Genomic DNA, 14477 nt, shown 5'->3' with positions numbered 1-14477 from the left:
CTCCTTTTCTTGGTATAAAATACTTTACCTATTGAGGAAATATACAACCTACATGTTATTATAGACAAAATTATTAAATAACTATTTAAAAACTACAAAAATTTCTAATTTTTTTAGATTTAAAGGAGTTGATGAACATGACCACTTTATTTATTTGGTTTATTATTTTCTAATTTAGGCTGAAAAATCAGACTTGAAAAAATTGTTTGCTGGGGGAGAAAACATACGATGAAAATGAAGCAAAAAGTAAGTTATTTATTAATGGGTTTTGTTTTTTTCATTTTGACGTTAGGTGCGTTTAATGGAAAAGCAATCGAAGCACAAGCAGTATCGACTAATAGTTGGGCGATAGGATCAGAGCAGGACACTGCGCAAATTAATCAAGATCTAGCAAAAGTGCCAGAGCAAGCTCTGGCGCCCAGAAAAGCTACACCTAGTTTTTTCGGCTATTCTAATACAGGAACTGTTCAGGTAATCAAATATGATTCCAAAACAAAGGCTCGGTTAGCTGGCGCGCAGTTTACTATTTACAATATTTGGGGACAGCAAGTGCAGGTTATAGAATCCAATTCTTCTGGAATTGCCCAAACGAATTCATTGAAATTAGGTTTTTATACTATCAAAGAGACCAAAGCACCACAAGGCTATCGTTTAGAATCAAGCTCTATGTTCTTTAGTCTTTTAAGATGCGGACAAAAAATTTGTTTAACCAAGTGTAATGATAAGGAATCAACTGAAAAAGGCTCATTACAAGTAATTAAGAAAAATGAAAATAATGAAGTATTAGCAGGCGCAGTTTTTAATGTGTACAATTCAAATAATGAACTAGTCGGGAAAATTACGACAGGCGCTGATGGAACCGCGACATTGAGCAATTTACCTTTAGGTACATATAAGCTGGTTGAAGAAAAAGCACCGGATGGTTACAAGCTGGATACAACGCCAAAATATGTAACAATTCTTTCAACTACGAAAACCGCAGTTATTACGATTCAAAATAAAAAATTAGTCGGTAATCTTCAAGTCGTGAAAAAAGATGAAGCAGGAAAAGTGCTTGCTGGAGCAACCTTCCAAGTGTTTGACGCCAATAACAAACTTGTTGGTACTATTACGACAAATGCACAAGGAATTGCTACGCTAAATAATTTACCATATGGCACGTACAAATTAGTTGAAACCAAAGCACCAAATGGCTACGTACTGGATCAAACACCACAATACGTGACGGTTTCCAAAGATAATCCAAACGGTGTAGCGAGCATTACGGTAACGAACAAAAAAGAAGTAACGACCGGTGATCTTGAAGTAATTAAAACTGATGAAAGCGGCAAGCGTTTGGCAGGCGCAGAGTTTGATGTCTTTGATGCAAATAATCAGCTGGTGGGCAAAGTGACAACGGATGCTAACGGAGTTGCTTCGTTAAGTAACTTACCATTCGGTACGTATAAATTAGTCGAAACGAAAGCACCAGCAGGCTATGAATTAGATGCAACACCACATGCCGTTACTGTTTCAAAAACAGATCCAAACGGTAAAGTCAGTATTACGGTAAAGAATAAACCGGAAGTGACTACTGGCGATCTTGAAGTAATTAAAAAAGATGAAGCTGGTACTCGCTTAGCAGGAGCAGAGTTTGAGGTTTATGACAACAACGATCAGTTAATTGACAAAATAACAACGGATGCCAACGGAGTTGCTTCATTAAGCAACTTACCATTTGGTACGTATAAATTAATTGAAACAAAAGCACCGGCAGGCTATGAGCTGGATGCTACCCCGCAATATGTAACGATTGCAAAGGATTCACCAAACGGCAAAGCAACGATTGAAATTGTTAATAAAAAAATAGTAGTACCAGAAACTGGTACATTGAAAATTGTTAAATATGTTAAAGATTCAAATCCAACGGTTTATCTTCCGGGAGCTATTTTTGAAGTTTATGACAAAGATACGCAATTGGTGGGAACCTACACTACCGATGCCAACGGCGAAATTTTACTGGAGGATTTAGAGCCAGGGAATTATTACGTAGTAGAAGTTGAAGCTCCGCCTGGATATGAAGAAGACACTACGTTTTATGAAGTGACGGTGGAAGCCGGAAAAGTAGCGGAAATCAGACATGCCAATCAGAAAAAAGAAAATCTTGGCAGCTTAAAAATTACGAAATATGCAAAAGATATAGACGGCTTTGAAACAGATACTGTCTTGCCTGGTGCGGAATTTGAGATCAGGGATGCTGCCGGGAATCTTCACAAAGGCACAACCGATATTAACGGTGAAATTTTCTTATCAAATCTGCCAGTAGGCGAAGTTGAAATTACTGAAATCAAAGCGCCCGATGGTTATAAACTTGATGGTGCGACACAAACAACGACGATAGCGGTCGGAACAATTGCAGAAGCTGTCTTTTACAATGAACCGAAACAGCAGCAAGGACGTGCGCTTGTCTACGTATCATCACCAAGTGGCAGAACACAACAACTCAACGGTCTTGAGTACAAGATTAAATGTAAAAAAGGTTCAAGCTACGAAACGACAGTAGCAACGAATTCATTTGGTCAGATTAGTGTTTACTTAGCACCGGGTGAATATGAAATTACACCAGTTGTTGCAGAAGAAAGAGGCCTTACACCAAGAAGCCTGCCGGAAAGTTCATGCACATTCAAGATTGAAGCGAATAAATTCACAATTGTACGCTTATCTATCTAATGTAACTAAAAAATGACGTTGTTTTAAACTGATTTATGTCAGTTTAAATAGATTAATAATAACTGTGCACAGGTTGTTATTTGAAAAAATTAGAATGGGGGAAAACACAAATGAACAAACAAGCTGAGAAAAAAGTGGGAAAATCTTTTGAAGAACTAACACCAGAAGAAATGAACAAAGTACAAGGAAGTTTTGGTTGGAGCTGGTCTTCATCATCCTCTTCTTCATCATCATCAAGAAGTTGCTATTCTTCAAGATGTAGCTACAGCTGCTGCTCTTCAAGATGCTGCGGATGGTAATTTAAAATAACCTAAATTGCTAGATGAGCTGCTTCTTAAAAAGCAGCTTGTCTAGCAATTGTTTTTAGATAAAGTAAAGCAAAAAGAGTTTACATAAATAAATGAGTTTAAGGAGACTGCTTATGAGTCTTAAGAATTTAGCAAAAGCTACCTCAATACGTCAACGCTATGACATTTTAACGAAATATTATCAACAAAATCAGCTGAACTATTCTGCTGCGGAGCTGAAAAATTATCAAAAGTGGCGGCAGCGACCAACAACGGTAACAGACGAACGGTTTGCAGAAATTCTGCACGCGCTTGGCTTAAGTGAAGCTGCGTTTGATTTTGCGATTAAAGAGCTGGATGAGCAAGAACAAGCCTATATTTTAACTGTCCTTGAACAAGAAGACTGGTTCCAGATGACCCAAGAAATTTTTGCTCAGGAGGACCGTTTAGTTACCGATGTTTTCGAGCCAAATAAAGCCAATTTTACGTATGCTCTGCGCCTGCATATTGATTATTTTGAAAATGAATTAAAACAAATAATAAAAGATTTTCCGGAAATAATCGTGACGGAGCAGGCACTGCAGGATTATGTGGGCGAGGTTATTAACCGCTTTATGGATATTGGACTGCGGACATTTGTCTATGATTTGCATGTGGAAAAAGAAGCGCTGGATTTGTCGGTTGACTTGGATGAAAAGGTCGCGTTTACGAAATATCTGCAAGCACGCTTTGACACAAAAGAAAAGGTCAGTGCCTTTTTCTATCAATATCCCGTGCTGACTCGTCTGTTTGCAGAAACGATCGCTTTTCAGCTAACGAATTTTACAGAGCTGCTTCGTGCTTTATGTGAAAGTAAAGAAGAGCTGACAGAAGTTTTCGGCATTGAACAGCCGCTAACTTTAACCAGTTTGAAAATGGGTGCAGGAGATTCTCACGATCGCGGTAAATCGGTCGCGATTCTAACAATGAACAAACAGCAGGAATTAGTCTATAAACCAAAGGATTTGGCCATCAGCGAACGCTTCGATCGCTTTGTAAAAGAAGTCAAAAAGCTGGATTCAGCCTTTGACTTTTATCTAACGACAAAAATTGTGAAAAAAGCTTATGCATTCGAAGAGCGTCTGCATTATTCAGCCTGTGAAACAGAAGCAGAGGTTGCAGCTTTTTATCGTCAGTTTGGTCAAACAATTGCTTTAGTTTATTTGCTTAACGGCAATGATTTTCATTTGGAAAATGTGTTGGCATACGGCAAGTATCCTGTATTAATTGATTTAGAAACGATTATTCAAAATCATTTTCCTATGCCAGATAGCCAAAATGCACTGGTGAAGGTTATGCAGTCAAACGGAGAATCAGTCGTGATGAGTGGGCTGGTGCCGATTTACTTATTTGAAGAGCGGGCCGAAGATGATGTGGAGGGCGCTTCTAAGGGCATTCAACTGAGCGCTTTAAGTGGTGGCGAACAAAAGCTGCCGTACAAAATCTTAAAGCTGGTCAATTTTGACTCAGTCAACATGCAGTTTATGTATCAAGAACACATCACGGATGCTGCTGAAAATATTCCTTTGTTGAATGGCGAAAAAGTCGATTTTGTGCCTTATATTGACACGATTATTCAAGGTTTTAAAGAATTCTCTGCGTTTGCTTTGGCTCATCAGCAGCAATTGGCTGATCTGGCTGAGGAAATTTTTTCAGATTGTTTTGTTAGAAATGTGATTAAAACCACCCAAAGCTATGGCGATTTGCTGGATTATTCCACTCATCCAAGCTGTATGGTGGATTACATTGAACGTGAGAAACTATTTGAAAATTTATGGATGCACGGCTATTCTGATTCACGTCCAGTTCCTTATGAGGTCAGAGACATGCTGCAGCATGATGTACCGATCTTCTTTAACCCAACCAGCAGTCGTGATTTGGTTGCCAGTCAGGGAGAAGTGATTACGGGGATGTATCCAGATAGAGCGATTGATTTAGAAATTGACCGCTTGCGGAATTATTCTCCACATGAAGAACAGGAGCAGCTTGATTATTTAAAGACCTCATTCGGGGTCTATCATTCAATGGATCTGCAAGAAAAAAGTATACCTTTGCAGCAGGCGGTAGGAAGAACAGTTTTTGAACAAGGCGCTTATGCGATTGGAGCAGCAGTTCTTGATGCTGCCTTTTTAGGAGAAGAGTCGATCGCTTGGAAGGATATTGAAGAAAGTTCTCCGGATAATTACGTCGTAAATGTTATGAACGAGAATTTTTATGACGGGATTGCCGGAATGTATTTATATTTTAGTGAATTGTATCATGTCTTAGATCAGCCGCGCTTTAAAGAAGCCTATGAATTGGCTGAAGCGTTGGTCTTGAAGCTGGAGGAGGATTATGTGGACAGTATTTCTGCCTTTTATGGTTCCTTTGCCGCTGTTTATCCGCTATTGTACAGTTACCGCAACAACCATAATTTAAAATTACTGGCCGCTGCTGAATCGATCGCAGAAAAATACATGGCCAGCTTTGATTCGGCCACAATTACTGGCTATGACTGGACGGGCGGCATTGCTTCGATTGTGAAGGGCTTTGTCCATTTATATGAAGAAACCAAGCAAGAGCGTTATTTGGCTTTTGCTAGACAGGTTCTTTTAACGATTGATTTAGCTGAAATTAAACAAGGTGGTTTTGCTCACGGCTATGCAGGTATCATTTACGCAGCCAACAGTCTTTTAAAGCTGCAACCCGATGGGGAAATAGAACAACTGATTAAAGCATGTTTGGTGAAAGAGCGTACGACCTTTGATCCGCTTCAAAATGGCTGGCTAGATTTACGCCCAATTCCGCCCCAGCTGAATGATTTGTGGTGTTACGGAGCCACCGGAATCGGCTTAGCCTATTTAGACTTGTATACGAGCGGCTTTGATGATGAGCGTTTGGCAACGGAAATCCAAATTGCAGCAGAACGATTACTGCATCAGGAAAAACGGGACGATTGCTTGTGCCACGGGAATTTCGGCGATTTAGCCTTTTTGATGGATTATCAACTATCCGGCTTAGCGACAGATGAGCAAAAAGAACAAATTCACCAAAAAATCGAAAACGTAGCAGCTAAAATTAGAGCAGGTAAATACACGTTTGAAGGCTTGCCGACAATGCCAAAATATGGCTTGTTTACAGGCTTGGCAGGAATTGGTCATCAAATCTTACGAATGGCCATTCCAGAAAAAACAGCAGATGTCTTAACCTTAACGCTGCCGGAGAAGTAAGGGGGAGTTGGCTTGGTAAAAAAAGTACCGTTTATTGAGCAAAGCGAGCATAGTGAATGCGGCTTAGCGTGTACGGCTATGGTTTTAAATTATTACAAGGATCATGTGACGTTAAGCCACTTGCGTGATGTGTACGGTGTACCTAAAGGTGGGAATACACTGACGAATCTCCATCAGATTCTAAGCGATCGAGGCATTGAAACAAAAGCGATTCGCGTGTTGGAGCTTGGTATTTTAGAAGAACAGCAAGCGCCTGTTATCTGCTTTTGGGAAGAGCGGCATTATATCGTTTTAGAAAAACTAACAGCCAGGGAAGCCACGATTCTTGACCCGGCCAGTGGCCGCAAAAAGCTGTCGCGAAAGGAATTTGAAGCTAGTTTTTCGAATATTGCTTTGATTCTAACAGACATAGATGTGACCATCACTCAAAAGAAAAAAGTGAAAAATGCCACCTGGACTATTTTAAAAGCTATCTTGGCGGATCAAAAGCTAAAAGTAGGTTTCTTTGTTGGATTAACACTTTTAGTCCAGCTGGTAACCATTATTATTCCGCGTTTAACACAAACCATTATTGATCGAGCGGAGTTTGCTGTGGCTGATGCATTTCAAGTCATCGTTACGATTCTAGTTTTATTTGCCGCCTATTATTTGCTGCAGGTAACACGAGGGTTAGTTCTGATCGTGCTGGAAAACTTGTTTGACTTAACGTTAATGAAGAAATTTATGCAGAAAATTATCTATCTGCCGCTGCGCTTTTTTGTGAATCGATCGACCGGAGATCTGATTTTTAGAGCAAACTTAAGCGTAATTATTCAGCAAATTATGAGCCAGCGCATGCTGACTATTTTCGTTGATTTTCTCTTTGTTTTTATCTATCTAGTTTTAATGATTAACATGTCTGTAAACTTGACGTTGATTTCTATCTTAGGCGCACTGATAATGGGCTTGATTTCAGTAGTAAATTCCAAACGTGTCCAAGCGATTACTAACAAGGAATTGATTGCTCAATCAAAGGTCCAACGCATTCTGGTAGAGCTGTTCGAAGGGATGGAAACAGTCAAATCCTCCGGCTCGGAAAAGGAATTCTACGATAAATGGCGTGAAGAATTTAAAACTCAGGTTCAACTGCGGGCCCAAAAAAATCGCTTCTCCACTTGGGTGAGAACGATTCAGACCTCTCTTCAATTTATTTTACCGATTATTCTGATCTATGTGGGACTTTTTCAAGTGGTTAACGGACAAGTGACATTAGGTCAGCTGGTGAGCTTTAATGCATTGGCAGGGGCGTTCATCACGCCAATCGTAACAGTTTTTGACTCGTATACCGAGCTGTTGCTGCTGCGTTCTTATTTTGGCAAGCTCAACGAAATTTTAGAGGCGAAGGAAAATCCGCGGCTGACCAATGCGGGTGAAAAAATCGAACGGATTACTGGCTTAGCAGCGAAAAATGTTTCATTTAGGTACAGCTATTTTGAAGAAGAAATTCTCCAATCTGTTTCTTTTTCGGTAAAGGCTGGGGAAAAAGTAGCAATTGTCGGGAAAAGTGGTTCGGGTAAGAGTACGCTTTTAAAGTTGCTTGCCGGCTTATATGATACCACATCCGGAACAATTGAATTCAATGGCATTGATTTAAAAGATATTGACGAAAGCTCTTTGAAGCAATGTGTGAGTATCGTCAATCAAAAGCCTACGATTTTTAATGCTACGCTTTATGACAATATTGTGTTAAACCAGTCCGATGTATTGCCGGAACGAGTGGAGCAAGCAATCTTTGATTCTAAAGTGGATGAAATTATTATGAATTTACCGTTGGGCTTGGAAACCCAGATTTCTGAAGGCGGCATGAATTTATCCGGCGGTCAAATGCAGCGGATTTCCATTGCTCGTTCATTGGTGAAAAAAACCAGCTTATTATTAATGGACGAACCGACCAGTTCCTTGGACAATATCTCGGAGAACTTCATTATGAATCGGCTGAAAACCTATGACTTTACTTGTATTGTTGTGGCTCATCGTTTGAATACGATTAAGCATTTTGACCGTATTTTGGTCATGGATCAAGGTCGAATCGTGGAAGAAGGAACGCATGAGGAGCTGTTGGCTTTAAACGGACAATACCATTCCATTTACTTTGATGCTTAAACTATAGTTATCGAAAAAGATTAAAGGAGGGGAAAATATGGCGGTTATTGGCTATATGCGTGTCAGTACGCATTATCAAAAATTTGATTCACAGGAACAAGCTCTAAAAGATTATGGTGTGGATCTCATCTTTAAAGAGCATGAAAGCGGCCGGAAAAGCTCGCGTAATGAATTAAACAAAGCACTGAACAGGTTAAAGTCAGGTGACACCTTTGTTATTTTCAAGTTAGATCGATTAGCGAGAGGAACCAAGCAATTGCTTGTCCTTTTAGAGCATTTTAATGAGCAAAATATCAATTTCGTCAGCATTCAAAACAACATTGATACTTCAACACCGATGGGGCGCTTCTTTTTTACCATTATGGGTGCTTTTGCTGAAATGGAAGCAGAGCTGATTCGAGAGCGTGTCTTAGCCGGTTTAAATGCAGCTAGAAAAAAAGGCGTTGTTTTGGGACGCCCGCCGCTGGTCTCTCAGGTTAATGAAGCGCTCAGACTGTATCATAGTACGTCGATTTCAGCGGAGGAAATTGCCAGACGCTGCGATATTTCGATTTCTACTCTTTACCATCACTTGCGAAAAGAAGGAATTTACCGGACGAAGAAAAACACTGACTCTCATGAAATGGCTGAGCTTTTAGTAACTAGTGGGAAGAAAGAATAATGCATTTTTACTCAAAAATAACGCAAATAAAAGCGGTTGAACCCAAAGTTGTTTAGATTCGAGCAATTGGAATAAGAGGCGAACAGTATGCTTTTGATAGTGATCGTCTTTTGTGAAATTGCCGAAGAACCTGACTTTTGGCCATCGTTTATTCGTAAATAGAGAGTGTGAGACAAAAGTAAAGGACACTTTTGCCACACACTCAAAACACGAATAAACGGCGGGAACAGAAGCAGCCCCTTCGGAAATAAGCCGGAATTCACAAAAATTTGAAAAACAATTTTCGTGAATTCCGGCTTATTTCCGAAGGGCTTAGCACTTCTGTCCCGACCTCTCAGTACTTTATATAGAAAATATTCAAAAAGGTTATTGTAGGATTTGGACATATCTTGTCGCAAATTCATTGTTATAAGCTTTACCTGCGGCATTTGTGCCGACATCCCAGTTCGCTGACCAAGTCATCAGACCTTTAATAGGATTACCGTCTTTTTTCAATTGATCCAATGCTTGATAAACTGCTGTCGGATCAATGACATAACCGCTGCCGGCTCCGTCTACATTAGCCGGTAAGCCTAAAACTAGCTTATCGTTAGGAATTTTCAAAAAGCTGCGGCTGCCGTGAATCAAGGAATCAGACATGTAATAAAGAAATTCATATTTTAACTGATCGTTGCTTTGCGGAACCCAAGTATTGATTTCATCGACCCAAACGCCGTCACCGCCCTGATTGTATAATTGTGGAGCAATGTAGTCGTAATAGCCGTCCAGCGAGGTGATGTATTTTTCATAAGCACCGCCGGGTTTTAAATAAGGAAACTCTGGCGCCATAGTAATGATAAAGTTTTGACCTTGCGCTTTGTAATGATTTTTAACAATTTTTAAAGCGGCCGGAATGACTGTTTGATTGTCGCCAGCAGTAATCGCGGATTGCTCTAAATCAATATCCAAGCCATCAAAGCCATAAGTTTCAACTTGGCGGATAATTTCATCAGCAAAAGCCTGCTCGTCTCCTTTTTGTAGTTGAATATGAGCATCCGCGCCGCCTAAAGCAAGTAGAACAGCACGTCCCTGACTATTTAACAAGGCAACGTCCTGACGAAAAGCGGCGTCTGTTTTATTATACGGAGAAAATGTCGGGATGCGGCTGGTGCCGTCGCTCTTCATAAAGGAAACAGGCACCACATTATAGGCCTTATTGACCTCTGCCAGAGAAATATTGGCGGAGGTTCCTTGTTTATACCCGTCTCTACCTTTAGAAGCCCAGTTGTGCCAATAACCGACAAGAACTTTTTTGTCGGACACATTAACCATTTCGCTTGCCGCATCAGCCGCATGGACAGGGATGCTGCTAAAACCGACAGCAGCTATACCAGCAATCAATAGAACCGTTGGTAGTAATTGTTTGAATTTCATCCTTTTCGCTCCTTTATTTCGATTAAATTATTTGACGTTAACATCAATTGCTTGATAGAAGGCATTCGTTGTATCGTAGATATTCCATACTGCGTAAATCACATGATAGCCTTTGCGATCAGAAGGAATAGTAATGCTATGATTGACGAAGTCGCCCGGCATCGTGCCATTATCATTTACAGTTGAAATTAAATCAAAGTTTTGAATATCTAAGGGTTGGTTTGGATTCCAGCCTTGTTTCGTCATGTAGTAATTCCAAGATAAGGTTTTATGGCGAGCTGTTAGGGTCCAAGTTAAAGCCAAGGGGCCTGTTGTAATATCTGTTTTATGCCAACGATCCGCTGTTTGCTCATCTAAAGGGTCAAAGCCAGTGACGCCTGCACTCGCTAATTTTCCGGGGATAAAGGTATTTTTCGCTGCTTCAATACTTTGTGGTTCCCATTCTGCCCGACCAACGTTTTGATTAAGATTATTCCCTTTGCTGCTGCCGAAGTACGCCCGACTTCCAGGAGAGGAAACATATCCATGTGCATAAGAAACGGTGGTTGATAATGATAATCCTCCTACGAACAATCCAAAAACAAGTGCTGCTTTCAAGACTACTTTTTTCATTGCAATTCCTCCTAAATGTTTTTTAAAGCGCTTACAATTATGAATATAACACAATTAGTTTTATTATACAATTAATATGATATTATACTTTCGAATAATATTTAGTGGTGAAAAAACATGGCCGAGGCAAAACTTTAGTCAGCTTTACCTAGCCACTACTTGCGAAGAACCCGAACTTCTTTTGAGGTAATCATGTTTAACAGAATAGCTTTTAACGTGTCAATTTTTTTTCATCATTGGCAATCACGGATAAAAGCTGCTGATTATCATTAAAAGCGGCGAATACTTTTGCGCTAGTGTAATCAGGAGCACTTAAGTCAGACGATTGCATGAACTCATTAAAAGCTGCTTCATAAGCTAAAATATCCAGCATATAGAGTGACTGGTATTTCCGATTGAGAGCCATTCCCTCGCAGGCCAGCTTATAAGCTGTTTCGTATTTTTTTATTAAGGAATAAAACTTTGCCGTGTTGAAAAATATTTTGGTTGCTTCAATAGGAATCTCGATCGTCATTTTTTTAAGCATATCAATAGATTTCTCATAATAAACCTGTGCCTTATCGAATTCATCTACCATCTCATAAGCGATACCTAAGCTGTTTACTGAAAGAATAGCGTAAATTGAATTGGCATCGCCTAGTTCATCTGCCCGGTAAAGGTAAAATAGACTGTCTGTTGTATTATTAAAACCAAGCAGGTTCGTAATACCCATAAAATATAGCCAGCGAACCTCTAATTCCTTATTTTTAAAATCAGAAATATTGATTTTAATTTCTTCTAAAAGTGCATAAGCTTCTTTATGCTTTAATTTGTTGCATAGTTTTTCTACCTGAGTTAACAGGTTCATAACTTTCTTTTCATCATTGTCGTCTAAAACACTTTCCAGACTAAGATTCAATCGCTTACAAATTGCATCAAGAATTTCAAGACTGTCACAGATATTTTTATTTTCAATATTGCTGATGGTTCCTTGGGTACAAATCCCAGCGGCTAGATTGACTTGTGATAATTTTTTTTGTTTTCTTGCTGAACGTATGATATCTCCCTTTATTCTCATATGTTTCCTCTCTATGCTTGTGCGTTATAGTTCTATTTTTATATAATAGTATGGTATTATTCAAATAGAATCAACTAATTTTTTTGGAGGGATAAGAATGGAAACGCTTCTAGATCAACTTAGTGAAGTGGTACCTTACGGAAACGTAGGCCACGTGTAGTTCGAAAAAAACATGCATTAGACGTCTTTTTATTACTAAAAGACAAAAAGAAACTTTTCGCATGCTTGGATTTTATTCTGGCATGTTTGAAAAGTTTTTTTTGTATTATTAAAATTTGATAAAGTTTGCAGCTAATTTCACTTGTTTTTACAGATATTTTCTATTTTATCTATAAATTGGTGCTTTATCATATAATAGAAGAAATAAAGTTGGTAAGACAAAAGTAAATAACATTTTGCCTCGTACTCTAAATGCGAATAAATGGTGGACAATGCTCAGGCTCTTCGATTATTTCATAAAAAATGATCACTATAAAAAGCATAGCGCTCGTCTTTTACCCAATTACTCGAAGTAAAACCAACCTCCAATGAAGTGCTGGAAGTGCATTGGTCTATCGTTTTTTATTGTCAGTCAATGTGCTATACTTAAAAGGCAAAAGCAAAAAGGAGCGTAGAAGAATGGCAAAAAAATATACAATACCCTATGAAGTAGCTTATTATGACGGAGACATTACTAGAAAGATGACGATTCCATCGATGCTGGCTGTTGTGATTAAAGCATCTGAAGAACAAAGTGATGCGCTGGATCGAGGATCTGATTTTGTCGCTTCCTTTGGCTTAGGCTGGGTGATTACCAATTACGAAATTCAGATTAGCCGTTTACCGATGGTGGGTGAAAAACTAGCTGTGACGACTCAGGCAATGGCTTATAATAAATATTTCTGTTACCGCAATTTTTGGATTCATGACGAGCAAGGAAATGAATGTGTCTTGATCAAATCAACCTTTGTGCTAATGGATAAAGAAAACCGCAAAATGAGCAGCGTGCTGCCGGAAATCATTCAACCGTACGAAAGTGAAAAAATCACTAAAATCTATCGTGGAGAAAAAATTGAAAAGGTAGAAAACGGGACTGCTTTGCCTTACCGAGTGCGTTATTTCGATATTGACGGCAATCAGCATGTCAATAATGCCATTTATTTCAATTGGCTGTTGGATGTCTTAGGCTATGATTTTCTAACGGAATACGAACCAACTTTCATTAATGTGAAATTTGATAAAGAAGTAGAGTACGGTCAGGAAATCGAAAGTCATTATGAGATTTTGGACCATGAAGCAGGCAAAACCACCCGCCATGAAATAAAAATTGCTGGTCAAACCTATTGCGAAGCAAACATGAACTGGCGCAAAAGCAACTAATCTATAGCGGGATTTTTTTGAGATCAGGACAACTTTTGGTTTTGTCTTGGTCTTTTTTAGTATAAAATAATAATAGCTTAAACATTATGTAAAGAATAATCCAGCAACTGCAAAGGAGAGAGTAGAATGATTCGCTTAGGTTTAACCTCTTTTAATGAACATGATAAATTAACGGGCAAGAAACGCTCTAGTTTATATGAATATGCCGGCTACTTACTTTTAGTAGAAATGGATACCGCTTATTATGGTATTCCCAAACAAGAATCTGTCAAAGAATGGGTGAAGTCTGTTCCTGAAAATTTTCGTTTTGTTATGAAGGTCTACAGCGGAATCAGCTGTCAGGGCGAGTGGCAGCAGTATTATCAAAATGAAGAGGAAATGATTCAGGCCTTTTTGACAAGTATGGCGCCGCTGATTGACAGTGGAAAATTGTTCGCTTTTTTGGTGCAGTTTTCCGGTACTTTTAGCTGTACAAAAGAAAATGTACAGTATTTAGAAAAAATCCGCCATTGGTTTCCCAATCTGCCTATTGCAATTGAATTGAGAAATGGATCGTGGTATACCGAAAAATATATTATCCAAACCCTGACCTTTATGAAAAAGCACCAATTTTCATTAGTGATTGTTGATGAACCTCAAATTCCTACTAATCCTGTGCCGTTTTATCCATTTGTGACGAATGACCAGTTTACGTTGTTTCGTTTACATGGGCGAAATGCTGCCGGCTGGCTGGCAAATGACAAAGATTGGCGCAAAAAACGGACCTTGTACCGTTATAGTGATGATGAGCTTGCTGAATTAGGCGAGGTTGTTGAAAAGATGGCCGCAAAATCATGTGAAGTAGGAGTTATTTTCAATAATAATTCCGGCGGTGATGCCGCTGAGAATTTATTGACGATGAAACAGAAGCTTCATTTGGAGTATAATGACTTAAATCCCAAACAAATGGATTTATTTTAAGAATGAAACGAGTATTAAAGAAGGGAGTC

Annotated in this window: 10 protein-coding genes and 1 pseudogene; 7 read left to right on the top strand and 4 right to left on the bottom strand. The window is 39.1% G+C overall.

From position 1 onward, the window contains the following. Window positions 1-228 precede the first annotated feature (228 nt). The 5 genes from ABH902_RS10985 (at window position 229) to ABH902_RS10965 (ending at window position 9047) form a co-directional block, all read left to right on the top strand. Window positions 229-2709 carry a SpaA isopeptide-forming pilin-related protein gene (locus tag ABH902_RS10985; RefSeq protein WP_404590763.1) on the top strand — a complete coding sequence of 827 codons (2481 nt, stop codon included), beginning with the start codon at window positions 229-231 and terminating at the stop codon, window positions 2707-2709. 110 nt (window positions 2710-2819) lie between these two features. After that, entirely contained in the window at window positions 2820-3008 is a 189-nt protein-coding gene (locus tag ABH902_RS10980) for a serine-rich class II lanthipeptide (RefSeq protein ID WP_404590762.1), read from the top strand. 122 nt (window positions 3009-3130) lie between these two features. Continuing rightward, window positions 3131-6244 (top strand): type 2 lanthipeptide synthetase LanM, encoded by a 3114-nt coding sequence (gene lanM, locus ABH902_RS10975; protein ID WP_404590761.1) that lies wholly within the window; start codon window positions 3131-3133, stop codon window positions 6242-6244. 12 nt (window positions 6245-6256) lie between these two features. After that, window positions 6257-8386 (top strand): peptidase domain-containing ABC transporter, encoded by a 2130-nt coding sequence (locus ABH902_RS10970; RefSeq protein WP_404590760.1) that lies wholly within the window; start codon window positions 6257-6259, stop codon window positions 8384-8386. A gap of 37 nt (window positions 8387-8423) precedes the next feature. Further along, window positions 8424-9047 carry a recombinase family protein gene (locus ABH902_RS10965; RefSeq protein WP_404590759.1) on the top strand — a complete coding sequence of 208 codons (624 nt, stop codon included), beginning with the start codon at window positions 8424-8426 and terminating at the stop codon, window positions 9045-9047. Between the two features lie 206 nt (window positions 9048-9253). Here the strand turns inward: ABH902_RS10965 and ABH902_RS10960 are convergent. From ABH902_RS10960 to ABH902_RS10945, 4 genes and pseudogenes are all read right to left on the bottom strand, one after another. Further along, window positions 9254-9433 (bottom strand): annotated as a pseudogene (locus tag ABH902_RS10960) (hypothetical protein); the annotation flags it as partial. Beyond that, window positions 9414-10460, bottom strand: a complete 1047-nt coding sequence (locus ABH902_RS10955) for a glycosyl hydrolase family 18 protein (protein WP_404590758.1) — start codon at window positions 10458-10460, stop codon at window positions 9414-9416. The pseudogene ABH902_RS10960 and the gene ABH902_RS10955, both read right to left, overlap by 20 nt. Window positions 10461-10487: 27 nt before the next feature. After that, a complete protein-coding gene (locus tag ABH902_RS10950; protein WP_404590757.1) occupies window positions 10488-11072 on the bottom strand; it encodes a lytic polysaccharide monooxygenase in 585 nt (194 codons plus the stop codon). 211 nt (window positions 11073-11283) lie between these two features. After that, window positions 11284-12129, bottom strand: coding sequence for a helix-turn-helix domain-containing protein (locus tag ABH902_RS10945; protein ID WP_404590756.1), 846 nt, complete (start codon window positions 12127-12129; stop codon window positions 11284-11286). 618 nt (window positions 12130-12747) lie between these two features. Between ABH902_RS10945 and ABH902_RS10940 the strand changes: the two genes are divergently transcribed. Further along, the gene (locus ABH902_RS10940) at window positions 12748-13488 is read left to right on the top strand and encodes an acyl-ACP thioesterase domain-containing protein (protein ID WP_404590755.1); all 741 of its coding nucleotides are present in this window, start codon (window positions 12748-12750) and stop codon (window positions 13486-13488) included. 126 nt (window positions 13489-13614) lie between these two features. Continuing rightward, window positions 13615-14448, top strand: a complete 834-nt coding sequence (locus ABH902_RS10935) for a DUF72 domain-containing protein (protein WP_404590754.1) — start codon at window positions 13615-13617, stop codon at window positions 14446-14448. Window positions 14449-14477 lie beyond the last annotated feature (29 nt).

The sequence above is a fragment of the Enterococcus sp. UD-01 genome, assembly GCF_044909655.1.
Taxonomy (GTDB): Bacteria; Bacillota; Bacilli; order Lactobacillales; family Enterococcaceae; genus Enterococcus_L.
The sequence above is the reverse complement of the archived record's forward strand: the minus strand, read 5'-3'. Positions and strand labels throughout refer to the sequence as shown.